The 18,741-nt window shown below is 33.2% G+C and carries 14 protein-coding genes and 3 pseudogenes; 11 read left to right on the top strand and 6 right to left on the bottom strand.

The window, feature by feature from the left end; genetic code table 11:
* Positions 1-35 precede the first annotated feature (35 nt).
* Together HMPREF9171_RS112190 and HMPREF9171_RS112195 are read left to right on the top strand one after the other, a co-directional pair.
* A complete protein-coding gene (locus tag HMPREF9171_RS112190) occupies positions 36-1,880 on the top strand; it encodes a bifunctional homocysteine S-methyltransferase/methylenetetrahydrofolate reductase (RefSeq protein ID WP_000032992.1) in 1,845 nt (614 codons plus the stop codon).
* A gap of 346 nt (positions 1,881-2,226) precedes the next feature.
* The gene (locus tag HMPREF9171_RS112195; RefSeq protein ID WP_000227144.1) at positions 2,227-2,934 is read left to right on the top strand and encodes a DUF1003 domain-containing protein; all 708 of its coding nucleotides are present in this window, start codon (positions 2,227-2,229) and stop codon (positions 2,932-2,934) included.
* Positions 2,935-3,098: 164 nt separating this feature from the next.
* Here the strand turns inward: HMPREF9171_RS112195 and HMPREF9171_RS112200 are convergent, their stop codons facing one another.
* Positions 3,099-4,184: an iron-containing alcohol dehydrogenase family protein gene (locus HMPREF9171_RS112200; protein ID WP_000210838.1), complete on the bottom strand. Its 1,086-nt coding sequence runs from the start codon at positions 4,182-4,184 to the stop codon at positions 3,099-3,101.
* A 200-nt stretch (positions 4,185-4,384) separates the two neighbouring features.
* Positions 4,385-4,924, bottom strand: a complete 540-nt coding sequence (locus tag HMPREF9171_RS112205) for a DNA topology modulation protein (RefSeq protein ID WP_000684236.1) — start codon at positions 4,922-4,924, stop codon at positions 4,385-4,387.
* A gap of 768 nt (positions 4,925-5,692) precedes the next feature.
* Between HMPREF9171_RS112205 and cfb the strand changes: the two genes are divergently transcribed.
* Together cfb and HMPREF9171_RS112215 are read left to right on the top strand one after the other, a co-directional pair.
* Positions 5,693-6,460: a CAMP factor pore-forming toxin Cfb-I gene (gene cfb, locus HMPREF9171_RS112210; protein ID WP_001101131.1), complete on the top strand. Its 768-nt coding sequence runs from the start codon at positions 5,693-5,695 to the stop codon at positions 6,458-6,460.
* Positions 6,461-6,632: 172 nt separating this feature from the next.
* Positions 6,633-6,935 carry a rhodanese-like domain-containing protein gene (locus HMPREF9171_RS112215; RefSeq protein WP_000162433.1) on the top strand — a complete coding sequence of 101 codons (303 nt, stop codon included), beginning with the start codon at positions 6,633-6,635 and terminating at the stop codon, positions 6,933-6,935.
* Positions 6,936-7,091: 156 nt separating this feature from the next.
* On the opposite strand, the pseudogene HMPREF9171_RS01000000112880 reads toward HMPREF9171_RS112215, so the two are convergent.
* Positions 7,092-7,956: pseudogene (locus HMPREF9171_RS01000000112880) on the bottom strand (CPBP family intramembrane glutamic endopeptidase).
* Between the two features lie 304 nt (positions 7,957-8,260).
* Positions 8,261-8,755, bottom strand: a pseudogene (locus tag HMPREF9171_RS112220) (LOG family protein); the annotation flags it as partial.
* 47 nt (positions 8,756-8,802) lie between these two features.
* Here HMPREF9171_RS112220 and HMPREF9171_RS112225 point away from each other — a divergent pair.
* The 7 genes and pseudogenes from HMPREF9171_RS112225 to HMPREF9171_RS112255 all read left to right on the top strand — a co-directional run bounded on the left by HMPREF9171_RS112225 (position 8,803) and on the right by HMPREF9171_RS112255 (position 17,778).
* Entirely contained in the window at positions 8,803-9,411 is a 609-nt protein-coding gene (locus HMPREF9171_RS112225; protein WP_000589237.1) for a DUF2812 domain-containing protein, read from the top strand.
* Positions 9,412-9,852: 441 nt separating this feature from the next.
* Positions 9,853-10,245, top strand: coding sequence for a DUF2785 domain-containing protein (locus HMPREF9171_RS112230; protein WP_001191784.1), 393 nt, complete (start codon positions 9,853-9,855; stop codon positions 10,243-10,245).
* A 178-nt stretch (positions 10,246-10,423) separates the two neighbouring features.
* A pseudogene (locus HMPREF9171_RS09625) lies at positions 10,424-11,087 on the top strand (aminoglycoside 6-adenylyltransferase); the annotation flags it as partial.
* 242 nt (positions 11,088-11,329) lie between these two features.
* Positions 11,330-12,406 (top strand): ABC transporter permease, encoded by a 1,077-nt coding sequence (locus HMPREF9171_RS112235; protein WP_000477691.1) that lies wholly within the window; start codon positions 11,330-11,332, stop codon positions 12,404-12,406.
* 9 nt (positions 12,407-12,415) lie between these two features.
* Positions 12,416-13,084, top strand: coding sequence for an ABC transporter ATP-binding protein (locus tag HMPREF9171_RS112240; protein ID WP_000279881.1), 669 nt, complete (start codon positions 12,416-12,418; stop codon positions 13,082-13,084).
* Between the two features lie 1,344 nt (positions 13,085-14,428).
* Positions 14,429-15,295: a metal ABC transporter solute-binding protein, Zn/Mn family gene (locus HMPREF9171_RS112250; protein ID WP_248671257.1), complete on the top strand. Its 867-nt coding sequence runs from the start codon at positions 14,429-14,431 to the stop codon at positions 15,293-15,295.
* A gap of 11 nt (positions 15,296-15,306) precedes the next feature.
* Complete coding sequence (locus HMPREF9171_RS112255; RefSeq protein ID WP_000810581.1) at positions 15,307-17,778, top strand: pneumococcal-type histidine triad protein; 2,472 nt, start codon at positions 15,307-15,309, stop codon at positions 17,776-17,778.
* 55 nt (positions 17,779-17,833) lie between these two features.
* Here the strand turns inward: HMPREF9171_RS112255 and HMPREF9171_RS1000000114250 are convergent, their stop codons facing one another.
* Together HMPREF9171_RS1000000114250 and HMPREF9171_RS1000000113185 are read right to left on the bottom strand one after the other, a co-directional pair.
* The gene (locus tag HMPREF9171_RS1000000114250; protein ID WP_001871892.1) at positions 17,834-18,217 is read right to left on the bottom strand and encodes a transposase; all 384 of its coding nucleotides are present in this window, start codon (positions 18,215-18,217) and stop codon (positions 17,834-17,836) included.
* A gap of 307 nt (positions 18,218-18,524) precedes the next feature.
* Positions 18,525-18,741, bottom strand: a 217-nt coding sequence (locus tag HMPREF9171_RS1000000113185; RefSeq protein ID WP_079255220.1) for a helix-turn-helix domain-containing protein, incomplete at its 5' end; no start/stop codon positions are given.

The raw sequence follows: 18,741 nt of genomic DNA, 5'->3' as shown, positions 1-18,741 counted from the left end.
CAGTAAAGGATTGCCATGAGGGAGGAGTAAAGAAGATGTCCAAGTTTTTAGAGAAATTAAAAACAGATATTCTAGTAGCTGACGGTGCAATGGGAACTCTCCTTTATACTTATGGGCTAGATACTTGTCATGAATCCTACAATGTAACACATCCAGAAAAGGTTCTAGCCATTCATCAAGCTTATATTGAAGCGGGTGCAGATGTTATTCAGACGAATACCTACGGGGCTCAACGTCATCGATTAAAGAACTACGGTTTGGAAGATCAGGTTGTCTCTATCAATCAAGCAGCAGTTAATCTAGCTCATCAAGCGACTTTGGGTAAAGAAACATTTATTTTAGGTACTGTTGGAGGTTTTCGTTCTCAAAGACAATGCGATTTAACATTGGATAATATTGTAGAAGAAACTTTGGAACAAATTGAAGCTTTATTGGCGACTGGACAGCTAGACGGATTATTGTTTGAAACTTATTATGATATTGAGGAGATAACGACAGTTTTAAAAATTGTGAGGGAGATGACTGATCTACCAATTATTACTAATATTTCTCTTCATGAAGCAGGGGTAACATCAAATGGAAAGCCTATTGTAGAGGCGCTCAGCCAATTAGTTATGCTAGGTGCAGATGTGATTGGCTTAAATTGTCACCTTGGACCCTATCATATGATCCAATCATTGAAGCAAGTTCCTTTATTTGCCCAGTCTTATTTGTCAGTTTATCCTAATGCAAGTCAGTTATCTTTAGATGGTGAGAATAGTCAATACCAGTTTAGTCAGAATTCAGAGTATTTTGGAAAATCTGCAGAACTTCTCGTAGCAGAAGGAGTTAGGCTTATTGGTGGTTGTTGTGGGACAACTCCAGATCATATTAGAGCTGTGAAACGATCTATTAGAGGATTGAAACCTATTGAACGAAAGGTTGTTACTCCTATAATACCTGTAAAAGATTTTGTTAGGCGTATCAGACGAACAGATACTCTAGTGGATAAGGTAAAAAAAGAAGTAACAATTATCGCAGAATTAGATCCTCCAAAGCATTTAGATATCGTTCAGTTTCAAAAGGCTATACGAGCGATTGACCAAAAAGGTATTGCAGCAATTACTTTAGCAGATAATTCACTATCTAATACACGTATTTGTAATTTAAGTATAGCTAGCTTGCTTAAAGACGAAATTAGTACACCCTTTTTACTACATATAGCTTGTCGTGACCATAATTTAATTGGTTTACAGTCTAGACTGTTGGGCATGGAATTATTAGGTTTTAACCATATTTTAGCCATAACAGGAGATCCGACTAAACTTGGTGATTTCCCAGGAGCGACTAGTGTTTATGATGTGACTTCCTTTAAACTCCTTTCTCTGATTAAACAACTTAATCAAGGTTTATCTTATAGTGGTGCTAGCTTGAGACGTCCAACCGATTTTACAGTTGCTGCTGCCTTTAATCCTAATGTGAAAAACCTTACTCGAACCGTAAAATTGATTGAGAAAAAAGTAGCTTCTGGTGCGGATTATTTTATGACACAACCAATATTTGATCACTCTGTGTTAAAGGAATTAGCTGATCTTACTAAAACAGTTGAACAACCCTTTTTTATCGGAATTATGCCAATAACAAGTTATAATAACGCTGTTTTTCTACACAATGAAGTTCCTGGTATTAAACTTTCTGAGTCATTTTTATCTGCTCTTGAAAAGGTAAAGGACGACAAAGAAGCTTGTTTAACTTTGGCCTTAAACGAGAGTAAGTCCTTGATTGATGAGGCCTTGAACTATTTTAATGGTATCTATTTGATTACTCCCTTTTTACGCTATGATCTGACTCTTGAGTTAATTGACTATATACAAAAAAAGCAAGTAAGAAAGTCCTCTTAACTTTCTTACTTTTTAGTTGGTCGTTTATTATTATAATAAAAGTTACGTACCAAAACAGAGGTTAAACTAGATTTTTAAGCCACCTTCTATACTAAGATAAATTAGTTAATTTAAGTTTTCTTTAAGTTTATAGACTTAGAATAAAGCGTTATTTTGATGGGTAGCATAAAATCAAGGCATAATATAGATGTCAGCAATTTTTTTAGACTAACGAAATAACGATGTAAAGCTTAATAGGGGTGTATCAAATATTCACTTATATAGTACCAAAAGCCTATAGCCTGTTGGCTAGCTTGACCGTATTCAAATATTGAATAAATCTTGGTTGAGAAAGGGAGGTATAAAAATGGTATGTGTCGATTTTATTGATCAAAAAGTTTATAGTGAAGCAGAAGGTCTATTTGTTTCCGATTTAGACTTAGGCATTAAAGGTTTAATAAGAGCACGTTATCCTTTTGCTCTGGATAGTGACTTTATTTCGTATGGAAATTTAAGTCATTATTGTATGAATTATCTTGATGAAATTGTTCAGCGAGCGAATCAGAAAAATGAGAAGATAAAATATAATGTGACTACCTTGATGAAAGAAGAAGAGAAGCCCTTCAACGTTGAAGAGCGTTTGAACAAGCAAGCAACTATCGGTCAACGAATTGCTGATGATGTTGCACGTTTTGGCGGATCTTGGACTTTTATTATCGTTTTTGTATCCATTATGGCTATTTGGATGTTGGTTAATATCATGAAGCCTTTTGGTATTCAATTTGATCCTTACCCATTTATCCTGTTAAACTTAGCTTTATCAACGATTGCTGCAATCCAAGCACCACTTATTATGATGAGTCAAAATCGTGCTGCTGATTATGATCGTTTGCAAGCTCGAAATGACTTTAATGTCAATAAAACCTCTGAGTTAGAAATTAGATTATTGCACGAAAAGATTGACCATATGGTACAACAAGATCAGTTTGAATTGTTAGAAATTCAAAAGTTACAGACAGAAATGCTAGTATCATTGGGAAATCAGTTAGCACAATTGAAACAACTACAAAAATAATCTTTTAGCAGTTATTTAAAAATACTGATACAATACTAAGAATTTAAATTAATACTGCAACCTCCTATAATGGAGAGCAGTATTTTTACTTTATTAATAACAAAAACCCCTTAGATGATGTGTCTAAGGGATTTTTGTATCGGAATAATTGAGTTGGTGAATTATTAGGCTAGTGTCTGTCCGAAAGCGTCTGCTGCTAAAATAGCTTGAGCAAACATTTTGGGATCGAAAGGGGTATTTTTGTATTCATTAGTAGTCATTGCAATTTCAACAATTTTTGGAATATCTTTTTCTGATAAAGAGACGTCAGCTAGAGTTGTTGGCAAACCTAGTGACTTATTAAAACGAGCTACTTTTTCAAGTTCTTCTAGTTCGTTGAAATAAGCATGTAAAACTAACACACCAAACGCAACTACAACGCCATGTAAGAATTCACCTTGTCTTTGAATAGCGGTTGTACCATAGTAAAATGCATGCGCGTGACAAGAATTGTAGTAGAAATCAGGTTGATTAACTAAATTAGAAGCATAGCCAGTTGAGATTAAGATATCAAGCGCAATTTCTTCAACTGCACGCGAAGCTAAATTAGCTTCAACGTCTTTTAGACCTTGTTCACCAAATTGATAAAAAGCTTCCTTTGAAGACAGAGCGACTGCTTGTCCTAACACTGCAGTATGTGGTAGTTTATTGGTCTTAGCCTCTAAGGTAGCACGTTCTACTTCAGGGGCTTTTGAAATACCGTCCCCAATACCAGCCCAAAAATATTTGCTTGGTGCCTGTGCAATGATCCGTGTATTGATAAAAATATGAAGTGGAGACTCGGGATAGCCGTATCTTAAGAAAGAATGGTCATCATTATATACAACTGCAATGGCAGTACCTGCGGAGCAATTAGAACAAATAGTTGGGATAGTAAAGCTATTTTTACCTAACTCTTTTGCTACCATTTTAGCTGTGTCTAAAGCTTTTCCACCGCCAAAACCTAAGATAGCATCAGCAGCTTGAACTTGTGGGTTGGCTACTAACTTGTCAATGTTAGATTGTGTTGAATCCGTTCCATAGACAAAGCTTCCTGTGACTTTAATATTTGCTTCCTCTAAAATAGAGCGAACCTCGGCTTCTGAGCTGTCTAGGGCACGTTTGCCACCGACGAAAGCAATGCTTTGAATACGGTAAGTTGCCAAAACGCTAGGAATTTCTTTGAAGCAATCTTCTCCGTAGCTATAATTTGCCATTACATTTGTTGTCATTCAGTGTCCTCCTCTATTCCAAAGGTCGATTAGAGACAGGTATTTTCTAAAAGTGAATAGTTTTTTGTCTCTTGACCAAGTGATTATCATATTATAGCAGAATATTCAGAAAATTGGAGCATGAAAAACAATTTAATTTTCAAGAATAAGAATAGAAAAGGTAAAGCGAGATATACGAGTAAATACTGTCAGTATAATAATTATAAGCTCTTGAGAGGGTCTGTATTGGATGCAACAGGGAGTTCTTTTAGGTATTGATCAAGATCGCGTTGGTGTTTTAGAATCTTTATTTTTTGAGGGTAGTTCTCAATAACTTGCTTATAGTTTGATTTTTGTTTATCAGAGCGACCGTCTTTAAGAATCCAACTGATAAATTCAAAATCTAATTTTTCCGGGCATCCATTGGCCATATCAGGTCTAGTCTTACCACGAAACTTACAGTAACGTTTGAATGCACTCCACAAGCAGTTGAAGCGATTAAAGTCAAAAAAAATAATCTCATCTGCATCTGCTAGACGTTCTTGATATAGCAGTTTTTTGTAGTTACCTTCTATAATCCATGTTCTTTTTTCTAACATGCTGCTGACATCGTCAATCAAGTCATCATATTTTCTCTCTTCCCAATTTGGGGCGAAGTGAATACTATCAAGGTGTAATACATTGCAATTATAGTAATTTCCCAATTTTCTCGCTAAAGTGGACTTACCCGACCCACTATATCCGATTATTGCTATTTTCATATACTACCTCCGTTAAATTGTCTGCTTGAAGTTAATGCTGTACTTAGGATTTACTTATTTTATAAGGGTTATTCACTTTTTTAGATTAATATATTTTTGATATAAGTTATCCATACACATGGTAACATAATTACCAGTAAATGTAATCTAGATATCAATACTATGGTTGACGATATTGTTAACTTTTGGTTCAAAAAATTGGGTAAAAATCATCGGAGGGAACTGCCAAACAAACTCACAGTTTAAAATACTAAGTAATAAAAAGTCTTGAACTTATTATGTTTAAGGCTTTTTAAGCGTCTAAACTACTTGGTCTAGTATGAATTTCTAAACAGAAAGTAAAAATAATGAGTTTTAGTATGGTTTTTTGGGCATAATGGAACGATTTTATCTAAAATAGTACGTTTCTTATTAAATTTATTTTTTAAGAAAAACATTAGGCTAATCTATTTGATAAAAATAGTGATAAGTAGAAATTTTCTAAAATATTTAGATTTATATAAGGTGGTAAATTCTCGTTATGGTTTTTTACATGAAAAACTAAATTAAATTATCAGAAATTAACAAAAGGATAGGCGCAAGTATATTATAGCAAAATGATAATATTAGTTTTATGAAAAAAATGCAGTTTATTTGTAATAATGTAAAATATAGGGGAAAAGAAAGCGCTTGACGACCTTTTGGACAAGTAGTAAGATACAAACATGGGCCCTGTAAATTAAAAATACTGCAGTAAAAGTGATTTTAGTTTAAAGGAGGAAATTCATTATGAACGTTAAACATATAATGTATCTATCTGGAACTCTAGTGGCTGGTGCATTGTTATTTTCACCAGCTGTATTAGAAGTACATGCTGATCAAGTGACAACTCCACAAGTGGTAAATCATGTAAATAGTAATAATCAAGCCCAGCAAATGGCTCAAAAGCTTGATCAAGATAGCATTCAGTTGAGAAATATCAAAGATAATGTTCAGGGAACAGATTATGAAAAACCGGTTAATGAGGCTATTACTAGCGTTGAAAAATTAAAGACTTCATTGCGTGCCAACTCTGAGACAGTTTATGATTTGAATTCTATTGGTAGTCGTGTAGAAGCCTTAACAGATGTGATTGAAGCAATCACTTTTTCAACTCAACATTTAGCAAATAAGGTTAGTCAAGCAAATATTGATATGGGATTTGGGATAACTAAGCTAGTTATTCGCATTTTAGATCCATTTGCTTCAGTTGATTCAATTAAAGCTCAAGTTAACGATGTAAAGGCATTAGAACAAAAGGTTTTAACTTATCCTGATTTAAAACCAACTGATAGAGCTACCATCTATACAAAATCAAAACTTGATAAGGAAATTTGGAATACACGTTTTACTAGAGATAAAAAAGTACTTAACGTCAAAGAATTTAAAGTTTACAATACTTTAAATAAAGCAATCACACATGCTGTTGGAGTTCAGTTGAATCCAAATGTTACGGTACAACAAGTTGATCAAGAGATTGTAACATTACAAGCAGCACTTCAAACAGCATTAAAATAATATTTGTATTTTTCGTGTGATGCTGTCGACTTCGTGATTTTGTACTACCATGATTTTTATGATTAAAAGGTTTACGACAATAGTCATAATAGTAGAACGATGTCACCATTTTAAATAATAAAGTGATTAGTCATTTGACTAAATTTGCCAAGTATCAAAGGAAATAAAGATTATGACTAAAAAGATAACTGTTGTAGCATTAGAAACATTGATTGCCCAGCATAATAATATCCATTTGATAGACGTTCGTGAAGAGCATGAGTATCGTGGAGGGCATATTCCAGGTGCGATAAATCTTCCTTTGAGTCAACTCAGTCATAAGTTTGAACAGTTAGATAAAAATAAGGAATATTATCTTGTTTGTCAACGAGGGGGAAGATCTATTAGAGCATGCCAATTTCTCGAGTTGAAAGGCTACAAAGTAATCAATGTAGATGGTGGCACAGAAGCGTGGAGAGGAAATCTAGAAGTGTAAATATGTCCTGTGTAGTCTACCATATTTGATAATAAAAAAATTGACATTATCTCACTATTAATGACCTTTTAGTAAACATAAAGAAAAGTATGTGTTTTGAAAAGGAGGATGATTATCCTTTTCAAAACCATACTTTTTGTGTCTTGTAGCTTGGTCTTAATTAATAGTTGTTAGGACAATGTCGTAAATGACAAGGAGAATAAAAGGCCAACTAGTAAGTAATAATTTTGTATGTTGTTTAGAGTTTATTGAGTCAGCCTCTCGAACATTAAAGTGCAAACTGATACGATGGTGAGCAGTATTCCTATGCGTAAAAAGGTAATATAATATAAATAAGATTGCTAAAATTAGCAATATATTTTCAAAATAAGTCCCGTATAACTCGTTTACTGTTGATAGCTGGGTGAAAATTTCTACGATAAAGTTATTGCAGATATGAAGGAGTAGGGCTACCTTAAAGGAATAATGGTAAGCGATAAAACCCATTATGATACCCGCAATAGATGTAGTCAATAGCTGAGAAATGTCTTGGTGCATTAAACCAAATAGGATGCCAGAAGTGATAATGGCAAACCATTTACCATACTTGGATAATAAATTCAATACTATTCCTCGGTATAAAACTTCTTCAAAAAAAAGGACCTACAACAACAGAATAACTAATCATAAGTATACTGAATGTGGCATCATAATTTTGACTTTCCGATTCCATAATATTGAGATGATTTAGCACAGCATCCCATATTGTGGAGACTATATTATTAGTAGTATATATAATGCTTAACAAGAATAAAATAGTGGTGAAAGTGATTGTATGATGGGTTGCCGTTAGATGTTTTTTTAAATTTTTAAAACCCATAAAAAAACAAGGAATGAGTAAGGCGATTAAAGTACTTGCTATACCTATCCAGACATCATTTTGTAAGATTTCAGCAAATAGTGTAGTCGCCAAACTTAAAACAATAGCCTGAGCTAAAAGTATCAGCCCGATTAGGTTAAGTCTCTTTTTTTCTTGATTCAATTGATTACCTCCTTATTAATAACGGTAACGACAAAGAAATATTATAATGTATAATGTATAGGTTTCTAAGTCATTAGTCAATAGGGACGAGCACTTGGATACTTCTAATAAGATAAAATACATAGACAAGACTATGGTTTTGGCTTCTCTAAAGATTACCTAAAAATTTATAAGTTCTCGAGCAGAAAGGATGAGTTTGGATATTGGGAGGATGGGCTTGACCAGCTGAAAGAAAAATGAACCAAGGGTAATCGCTTCGAAAAAAGAAGGAAATTTCAATTAGAAACTTCCTTTTTTTATCAATCTAGTATTGGCGCGTGCTAGGGACTTTATAATTCGTTATAAAATCTTCGATTTCAGCAATATCATCTGAGAAGAGGACATTTTCTCTATCTTCTAGACTAAGAAAACCCTCACTAACCATATGATCAAACATATTTTTTAAATCATTAAAGTAGCCATTTACATTATATAAAATGCAAGGATTATCATTTTGACCGATGCGAGACCAAGAGATAACTTCGGAAATTTCTTCAAGGGTACCAGGTCCACCAGGTAAAGCGATAAAGGCATCTCCAAGTAGCATCATTTTTGCCTTACGTTCAGACATATTATTTACTATGATAAGCTCTGATAAATTTTCATGTGCAATTTCACGATCTCTTAAAAATGTCGGAATAACACCAGTAGTATAGCCACCATTTGCAATCACAGTATCAGACATGACTCCCATTAAGCCAACTTTTCCTCCACCATACACCAGAGAATGTTTGTTTTGTGCCATCCATTGTGCTAAGGCAAAGTTACTTAATACTGCTAATCAGTTGGGTTTTGGGGGAGATAGTTATGATAAAGTTTAAATTATTTTTTAAATCCACAGAAAAAGAGGAAGAATGGATCGATAAGGTTCAAAAAAGTGGCTATACTTTTACAGGCATTAACTCATTTCTTCCAGCCTTCTATTATTTTAAGAGAGATAAAGAAAAAGACAAGATGTCAATAAAAATGGATTTTAAAAAATACATATCGAAAGATGACTATGCTAACTATATCACTTTATTTGAGGACAGTGGATGGAAGCATATTAGCGGTAGTCGTTGGGGAGGGCTGCATTATTTTCAAAAAATAAAGCCTGAAACCAGTTCAGAGATTTTTTCTGATCAAGAATCAAAATCAGCGATGGCTATGAGTTATTATAAATATACTTGTGAGCATGCGTTTTTCTCTTTATTTTATTTCTTTCTCTTGATAAGAACAACTTCTATCACCATATTTGATCCAAAAAGTTGGTATCTGACGCAAGGTCTATGGGAAATGCAAGGGAAAATATTTTGGTTAGCATTCTTATTTGAAACACCATTTGCCTTATTAAGAATATTACCTATGTTTTACTTTTTAATTTCTGGAATATACTATATTACACGAGCTGTAAAACCCAAGGAAATTATAAATTAAGCAGAAGTATTTTAGATTTTTATACTTTTATATTTTCTATATTCTCTGGTAATTTTAGTTCTATCGTATATTTATGGTATGCCTCAATTTTTTCCTAATAGAGGTTACAAGGTAGGCCTTCGCTATATTTCTAAAGTCAAAGAATAAGTACTAAAAATTTCTGATATAAAAGTGAGTATTCAAGTAAAAAATTAAAGTTACTATAATCATTTTAAAGTGAAAACGAAAACTCTAATGTTACACTTTGGAAAATATAAAATATAAAGTCATGCAAGGAGAAACATGGAAGCAAGTGATGTAATCAAAAAGATAGAAAATAATTATCCAATTGATGAGGATGTTTTATCTTTTTGATTACATCATATAGGAGATTGGAACCCAAGAGTTCGAGATGAAATAGTATATGGGTCTTGGGTTAAATTAGTAATAGAACATAAACTGATGCAAAGCCAGAAATTAAATGTCCTTCAGAGAGTTTTAAGGGATAAATTTCTTTTACAAGGATTAGGAGTACCCAACAGTAATACTGTGTTAAACAGATCTTTTACTGCTCTATTACTAGCTTTATTATTGGAGGACTCAAATAATAAAAGTTGGATATCTGAAGAAGATCAGATAAAAATTATGAATCAGGCATTCTCCTGGCTTATAGATGAACCTGATTTTAGAGGCTTTGACGAGGAGCTTGGATGGATACATGCCTTTGCTCATGGAGCTGATTTATTAACAGAAATAGTCAAGATGAAATGTTTTTCAAAAGATGATAGTTTAAAAATCTTAACTATCATAAAAAGAGTGATGATAACTGATGACATACTAACATTAAACGGTTGAAAATATTTGGAATCATAATCAGTTGTTAAGAAAAATTTAAAATTGAATCCTTGGAGGTCGTAAAGGTATGTCCATGCTAATTTAAGTTTATGATTACATGCTTAGAGAAAAATACAAGGGTAATATAAAGGTATTAGAAAAAACATGGTAATATAAAGTGAAGTAGGAGGTAGCCATTATGAGAGATGAGCAAGAAATATATAATTTGGTTTTAAATATAGCAAATCGAGATAAGAGAATCGAAGCTGTACTATTGAATGGATCTCGGGCTAACCCAAAATGTACCGAAAGATGATTTTCAAGATTATGATATTGTTTTTGTTACTAATTTTATAGAAGATATTATTTCTGACACTAATTATCATAAAAAATTCGGTGATATTCTTATAATGCAGAAACCAAATGAGTTTAGAAATAAGACGGAATACAATTGCTTTGCTTACTTAATGCAGTTTCAAGATCTGACGAGGATTGATTTAAGACTTATTAAACCAGAATTCTTGGAGGATTATTTAGATGATGCTTTTTCAAAAGTACTTTTAGATAAAAAGAATAAATATCTTGATTATAATTTTGAAAGAAGTTCTCTGTACGAAACAAAGCAATTGTCAGAAGATGAAATCAACAAAATTCTTAATGAAATATATTGGGTTAGTACTTATGTAGTCAAGGGGATAGCAAGAAATGATATTATGTATTCAGAGTTTATGATATCTAATCCTATTAAAAATGCTTTTATTAAACTTCTAAAACAAAAAATATTAATAGAAAAAGAGCTTGATTCATTATCTTTTGGAAAGCTCGACAAGGATATCTTGCAATATATTACAGATAAAGATCAAGCTCCCTTTGAAACGAAAAGTACTCCCATGATGTCTGGTAGTTGAAAGTACCGTGAATTTGATGATGCTTCTACTAGTGGATATAGTCTGTGAATTGGTTATAGATTTTAGATATGTTTTACAAAATATGGTGTAATCAACATCAAAAGACTCTCTTTACTATTGAAATGGTTATAAAGGAATAGGATTATGGTATATTATTTTTATTTATGATAATCTAAATAGTAAGGAGGAGTTTTAATATGTTTTTAGCAATTAATGAAATAAAACGAGCTAAACTTCGTTATGGTTTGATTTCAGGATTATTATTTTTGATAGCCTATCTGATGTTTTTTTTATCGGGACTAGCTTTTGGTTTAATGCAAGAAAATCGATCAGCTGTTGATATTTGGAAGGCAGATAGTATTTTATTAGCGAAAGATTCAGATGCAACGTTAAGTTTATCTAATATAGAAAAGGATACAGAAACATTAATAAAAGGAGAAAATGTAGCATCACTTGCTCAAATGAATACAGTGGCGTGGTCTGTCAATAATCCAAAGGAAAGTGATAAGGCTAAAGTAAGTCTTTTTGGAATTGATTCGTCAAGTTTTATTAGGCCTAAAGTGATTGAAGGTCGATTGTTTAAGAATAACAAAGAAGTTGTTTTAGATCAAAGTCTTGCAGAATCTGGAGGATTTAATATTGGGGATAAGTTTTATACGTTAACTTCTGATAATGCTCTAACTATTGTGGGATATATTCAAAATAATAAATTTAATGTTTCTCCCGTTGTTTATATGAGTAATGAGGCTTTTCAAGAAGTCAAATACGGAGAATTCTTGCCGAAAGAAAAAGAAATGGTGAATGCTTTTGTTGTCAAAGGTGATATAGAGAAATATCCAAAAAATAAATTGAAAAAACTATCAATTAATAAATTTATCAAAAAATTACCTGGCTACAATGCACAGCTCTTAACTTTTGGTTTTATGATTGGATTTCTCATTATTATTTCAGCTATTATTATTGGTATTTTCATGTATGTATTAACTATTCAAAAAGCACCGATTTTTGGTATTATGAAAGCGCAAGGAATTGCTAATAAAACGATTGCAATGGCGGTAATGACACAAACATTTCTTCTAACTGTGATAGGAAGTGGTATAGGATTATTAGGAACTTGGTTCACTTCGCTGGTTTTACCGGTAAATGTACCATTTCAAAGCAATTGGGTGCTTTATTTAGCTATTATGTTTAGTATGGTATTTTTTGCTTTATTGGGGACGCTTTTTTCAGTTTTAAGTATCGTGCGAATTGATCCCCTGAAAGCAATTGGATAGGAGAATTACATGGCTGTGTTAACATTTAAAGAAGTAACTAAATCTTTTAAGGATGGTCGTCAAGAAGTTCAAGCGTTGAAAGCTACTAATTTTACTATTAAATCTGGTGAATTTGTGGCTATTGTTGGACCATCCGGTTCTGGAAAGTCAACTTTTCTGACCATCGCTGGAGGATTACAGACGCCCACATCTGGCCAATTAACTATTGATGGTAAAGATTACACTAATTTATCAGAGAAGGAAAGATCACGTTTACGTTTTGAGTCAGTTGGTTTTATTCTTCAAGCTTCAAACTTAATTCCATTTTTAACAGTGAAACAACAGTTAGAATTAGTTGATAAATTAGCAGGTAATCATATACCAGATAAGGCAAATGCTCTTTTTGAAGACTTAGGAATAGTAGCTCTTCAAAATAAGTTGCCTCAAGAATTATCGGGAGGGGAAAGGCAGAGGGTAGCAATTGCACGTGCGCTATATCCTGATCCTGTTCTTATTTTAGCAGATGAACCAACAGCAAGTTTAGATACTAAAAAAGCTTACGACGTTGTTAAACTTTTAGCTAAAGAAAGTAAAGAGAAAAATAAGGCTATTATTATGGTGACTCATGATGATAGAATGACAGATTTTTGTGATAAGATTTACCATATGCAAGATGGTATATTATCACAAAAAAGGTAGTAAGTATTTAAGATGAGCGCTATTGAGAGTACATATATTTATATAAAAAGGAGAAAATATCAATAGAGCCTGAAAAACTATGTTCTGGAGAGTATTAAAATGATACTCTCTTTTTTATGTTCAAAGCAATCCAAATACGCGTTTTAAAGTTTCTAAAATTCCAAAATCCGAAAGCATTGGAATGATAGTATTTTTTGACAATGGTCGGATGAGATATACTCATATGAAAAGTAGGGCGATAAAACTCATTGCTTCTTTTGTAATTAGTTTTTGAGTAATTTTATGATAAACAGGAGTTGAAATTTGATGATTATTCTTAACTAAAGATGTTTCAGCAAGAAACATTTTATGAAATGATTGGCAAATGGAGCGTTTTTTTCTATGATAAATAAGTATCTTGAAACCAGCATACCTTATGTAGGGAGATTTTTTTATATGAAGAATTAAATAAAGAAAAAACTAGTATCTACTGCCAATTGTTGGCTCTTTTTTGTCTAAATTTGGGGAATCAGTACAGATAGTAAAACCTATTATGATATTGAAAAAAGTTGGATAGTAATTTCAAGGTTGATAGATCATTAGAAAAGTGAATAACTGATATTACCTATCTTAAATTTGGAAAGTGTAAGCTTTATTTGTCCTTCATTATGGATCTCTACAACTGTTTAAGTATTGTCTACATCATTTCAGATTTACAAGATAATAAACTTGCCCTTGATATTTTGAATTCACTAGAGTTAGAGGAGGGAGTAGTATTACATAGTTCATCTATATATCATATGCTTTTGTTCTTTCTTGAAAGAAAAAATATCCCTCAATATCTCCAAAAAAATACAGCATATAAAAGCTGTATTGAATGGTTTCAGTCATTTTTAAAGTCTGAAAGTTTTGATATCCTAAATAAGAGAAAATCCCCTCAAAAAATAATATAACAAATAATATTAAAAAACATAAAAATTTCTAATAAAACTAAAATTCAACATCACTTAAAAACTAATCCCATATTTAATTCAGGAAATTGGTTTTATAAGAGTTTTTTATTTTCTCCCACTATTGGAGTTGAGTTCAATCTACTTTAATCAATTTTGATTGTTGTATAAAGTATGTCTGCTATAATGATAGTCTAAAATATCTTGTGTAAACCAAAAGGTGAAAAGTGTTTCCTTCTCACCAAAAGGGATTGACAAAAATTAGAAAGCGTCGTATACTTAACCAGTTAAGTTGAAGGTTCTTTACCTGAAACTTAATGGTTTAATGAATTTTTTAATTAGAAAGGAGTCAATCGTGAAAAGAAAATATCTTGCATTAGGTTTTGCTTTGCTGTACTGTTTATTAGTCCCTTTTATGACAGCCTGTCAAAAGCAACCTAAGCAAACAAAAGATGGGTTACATATTGTCACTAGCTTTTATCCTATCTATGCCATGACCAAATACATTTCTGGTGATCTGAATGATGTCAAAATGATTCAATCCAGAGCGGGTATTCACTCTTTTGAACCTTCTTCTAATGATGTGGCAGCCATATATGACGCAGATTTATTTGTTTACCATTCCCATACACTGGAAGCTTGGGCAGGGAAATTGGATGCGAGCAAACATCATTCAAAAGTTAAGATTGTTGAAGCTTCAAAAGGTTTGACACTAGATAAGGTTGAAGGCTTGGAAGATATGCCTGTGACAGATGGTGTTGATCCTGCCAGACTGTATGATCCTCATACTTGGTCTGATTCTTTGCTAGCAGCAGATGAAGCAGACATTATTGCGAAACAATTGGCAGCTATAGACCCAAAACATCGGTCGATTTACGAAAAAAATGCTAAGTCTTTTAGAGAAGAGGCTGAGAACATTGATCATACTTTTCAAGCTAAATTTAAAAAGGTTAAGTCACGAACCTTCGTTACTCAACATACAGCTTTTTCTTATCTCGCTAAACGTTATAAGATTAAACAGATCGGCATTGCAGGAATTTCACCGGAGCAAGAGCCAACTCCTAGACAGTTGACAGAAATTAGGGATTTTATCAAAACTTATCAGGTAAAAACCATTTTTGTGGAGAAAAATGTCTCTCAAAAATTAGCAAAAACAGTCGCTCATACAACTGGTGTCAAACTTAAACTATTGAGTCCTCTAGAATCGGACCCAGAGAATAATAAATCCTATTTGGAAAATGTCAAAGAAAATTTGACCATTTTGTATAACGAATTACGTTAAAGGAGGATACAATGAAACAGAAAAAAATAATTGGTACAGCGGCAGCTTTGGTTGTTTTATGTAGTTCTTGCGGTTATGCTCTCGGAAAATATCAAGCAGAGAAGGCACAAAATAATGCCGTTTCTTATGTCAAAGACAGTGGTCGAGACAAATCTGACAAAACTTCATTAGCAGCAGATAAAACACCTGACCAAATTAGTCAGGAAGAAGGCATTTCGGCAGAGCAAATTGTGGTTAAAATCACTGACCAAGGGTACGTGACGTCACATGGTGATCACTACCATTACTACAATGGTAAAGTTCCTTACAATGCCATTATCAGCGAAGAATTGTTGATGACAGATCCGAATTACCATTTCAAACAATCTGATGTTGTGAATGAGATTTTAGATGGTTATGTGATTAAAGTGGATGGTAAGTATTACGTTTACCTCAAGCCAGGAAGCAAACGTAAAAACATTCGGACGAAAAAAGAAATTGCAGAGCAGGTTGCCAAAGGAACTAAAGAAGCTAAAGAAAAAGGATTGACCAAGGTTGCCCATCTAAGCAAGTCAGAAGCGGCAGCTGTTAGCCAAGCTAAAAAAGAAGGCCGATATACTACTGATGATGGTTATGTTTTTAGCCCAACAGATGTGATTGATGATATGGGAGATGCTTACTTAGTACCTCATGGCAACCATTTCCACTACATTCCTAAAAAAGATTTATCTCCAAGTGAATTAGCCGCTGCACAAGCTTACTGGAGTCAAAAACAGGGTAATTCCCCTAAACCATCTGGCTATCGTCCTTCTGTACCAGTGCCAAATCCAGGAATCACACCTAATCCTGGTTATATATCAGCAAGAGGAGGACTTCAACCAGTAATTCCTACACTAAATAACCACTTGCCAATGAGTGAAAACTCAAGTGACGTCTTTAAAGATAAATCTTTTACGGAACTATTGAACCAATTACATGGTTTAGACAAAAAATACCGTCATATTGAAGAAGATGGCCTTATTTTTGAACCGACTCAAGTAACAAAAGCTAATGAATTTGGTTATGTGATTCCTCATGGTGATCATTATCATATTATTCCAAGAAGCCAACTATCCGCTCTTGAAATTACCTTGACTGATCGTTACCTTGCGGGAGAAACTCAAGATGATACTACTAACAAAACAAAACCAGCAGAGCAAGCGCATTCTGATAAAGAAGTTCATCATAACTTCCTTGGTCATCGTATTAAAGCTTATGGTAAAGGTTTAGATGGTAAACCTTATGATACGAGTGATGGTTATGTCTTTAGTAAGGAGTCTATTAGTTCTGTTGATAACTCAGGTGTGACAGCTAGACACGGTAACCATTTCCATTACATGGGATTTGGTGAACTTGAACAGAATGAGTTAGATCAAGTTGCTGATTGGATAACAGAAAATCAAGAAAAAGTTACTATCAAAAATGTTGAACAAGTAGAACAAACTGCCCAAAAACCAGCTTTTGAGGCAAAAAACGTCATCAACAAGAAAGATGGCTTCTTTATTCTATTTAAAGATGGCAAAGAATACACCTATGATGAAAAACAGTTAGATAATACACAACGTGCCTTTGCAGAATTAAAACTCGCTGAATTCAAAAAAGGGGACTATAAATACGATATTGTTGCACCAAAAGAAAGTGAATTAGAACCTGGGCTATATGTCAATCTCGATGACATTCCACTGCATGCAGAAAATGCAACGGTTGATTTAGGAGATCGTTTTATCATTCCTCATATTGATCATATACATATTGCCTTTTACAGAGATATGAAGAAGGAAGAAATTGCAACGGTTAAATATCTCATGCAGCATCCTGAAGTGCGCCCCGATGCTTGGATCGATCCTGGTCATGGTCATGATAACAAAAAAACTTCTAATACTAATCAAATTAAATATATTGCGGGATCAACTCCTAAAGGACAACGTGCAGGCATGAAAAACTGGCAAATTATTCATACCATTGAAGAAGTAAAACAAGCACTCAAGGAAGGACGTTATGCCACAAGTGATGGTTATATCTTTGATCCAGAAGATATTCGTGATCCACAAACTATGATTTGGACAGATTCTTACACCATTCCACGTGCAAAAGGTGGAACTTTGCGTGATATTCCATTGACGAAACTGTCTGAATCTGAATTAGCACAGGCGAAGAAGGTTGCTGAAGAAGTCAAGGCTGAACGTGATAAGAAAATCAAGGTAGATGAAGATAATGATGATAGATTTAAGGAAGATCAGAAACAATCTGACGAAAAGAAAGAAGACAAGAAATCAATCAATCAAGTAAACTTCCCACTCTTTAAACCAGAATCTCCAGCTGACAGCATTTCAGATAATCAAGATGATAGTACACCATCAGAAGATCAATCAATTGAACTTCAAACCGAACCTGATGTCGAAAGAAAGGTATCAGAATCAACTAATGATAACGATGTCAGAGTAGAAAAAATGAAACGGCAATAGAATAAGTTTCTTTAGACTGAGGACAAAGTCTTCGGAACTGAATTTTTATAGCCTTTTATTGCCTCATTATCAACTGTAGTGGGTGATTTATAGCTAGGCACGAGAGGAGACGAAGTTCGTCTTCTCTTTTGGCGTGTTCAAAGCGAGTTTCAAAGTTTTTGAACATTGTCAACTGTAGTGCATGGTTCATGTGTTGAACGATATGAAAATGATTAAGTAGCATCTTAGTTTTAGAGAACAGCACTTCCATCAGTAAAATATAAGGCTTAGATTTATCTAGCATGACGATTTGCATGCTGTTTCGAGCCTTTTCTTTAGAATGTCTGAAAAAGTGGCTACAAATGGTGCTTTGGTGCCTATTACCAAGTATCGAGATGATTTTCTTGGTCTTGAAATCCTGTACAATAAAGGGGAGTTTTCCTAATGAGTTGTTTAACATTTTTCATTAGAAGAAATTATATGGTGCTTTTTTGTACACTCAAAAAACTCTATAGCCTCCATAGTGGATTTACCTGCTACAGAGATTATAGAGTTCTTTTTCCATCTTTTAGATTTTTGATTGATAAGATAGAGTTACTGCTGGCTAGTCAATTGGATTACCAAGTAGTACCAGAAATATCTCGTGTGGAGATATTTCAAATCTATTGGATATTGAGACCCCATCTCGAAATTTACAAATTCAGATTAAAAAAGATGCACTATTAACTCTAACAAGAGGACTGATAATTATTTTAGTTGTTTTTTGCTTACTCTATTGACTTAAGCTTTTGCTTATACTCTAGTGGGCTAATTCCCACTATTTTTTTAAATGTCCTTGAAAAATTAGAAGAAGTGGAAAATCCAAGTAAATTGGAAACTTCTTCTACTTTCTTATTTTCATCTAGTAATTGCTTAGCAGCTTCGATTTTTAAGTTTAGAAAATATTGTTGAATAGTGATGTGTTTTTCTTGCTTAAATAGTTTT

This window comes from Streptococcus agalactiae ATCC 13813 (assembly GCF_000186445.1).
Classification (GTDB): domain Bacteria; phylum Bacillota; class Bacilli; order Lactobacillales; family Streptococcaceae; genus Streptococcus; species Streptococcus agalactiae.
Note: the sequence above shows the minus strand (reverse complement) of the source record. Positions and strands in the feature narration are given on the sequence as shown.

Coding starts and splice junctions, on each gene's coding strand:
- HMPREF9171_RS112190 (WP_000032992.1), top strand. CDS start 36: ATGTCCAAGTTTTTAGAGAAATTAAAAACAGATATTCTAGTAGCTGAC.
- HMPREF9171_RS112195 (WP_000227144.1), top strand. CDS start 2,227: ATGGTATGTGTCGATTTTATTGATCAAAAAGTTTATAGTGAAGCAGAA.
- HMPREF9171_RS112200 (WP_000210838.1), bottom strand. CDS start 4,184: ATGACAACAAATGTAATGGCAAATTATAGCTACGGAGAAGATTGCTTC.
- HMPREF9171_RS112205 (WP_000684236.1), bottom strand. CDS start 4,924: ATGAAAATAGCAATAATCGGATATAGTGGGTCGGGTAAGTCCACTTTA.
- cfb (WP_001101131.1), top strand. CDS start 5,693: ATGAACGTTAAACATATAATGTATCTATCTGGAACTCTAGTGGCTGGT.
- HMPREF9171_RS112215 (WP_000162433.1), top strand. CDS start 6,633: ATGACTAAAAAGATAACTGTTGTAGCATTAGAAACATTGATTGCCCAG.
- HMPREF9171_RS112225 (WP_000589237.1), top strand. CDS start 8,803: ATGATAAAGTTTAAATTATTTTTTAAATCCACAGAAAAAGAGGAAGAA.
- HMPREF9171_RS112230 (WP_001191784.1), top strand. CDS start 9,853: ATGCAAAGCCAGAAATTAAATGTCCTTCAGAGAGTTTTAAGGGATAAA.
- HMPREF9171_RS112235 (WP_000477691.1), top strand. CDS start 11,330: ATGTTTTTAGCAATTAATGAAATAAAACGAGCTAAACTTCGTTATGGT.
- HMPREF9171_RS112240 (WP_000279881.1), top strand. CDS start 12,416: ATGGCTGTGTTAACATTTAAAGAAGTAACTAAATCTTTTAAGGATGGT.
- HMPREF9171_RS112250 (WP_248671257.1), top strand. CDS start 14,429: ATGACAGCCTGTCAAAAGCAACCTAAGCAAACAAAAGATGGGTTACAT.
- HMPREF9171_RS112255 (WP_000810581.1), top strand. CDS start 15,307: ATGAAACAGAAAAAAATAATTGGTACAGCGGCAGCTTTGGTTGTTTTA.
- HMPREF9171_RS1000000114250 (WP_001871892.1), bottom strand. CDS start 18,217: ATGTTAAACAACTCATTAGGAAAACTCCCCTTTATTGTACAGGATTTC.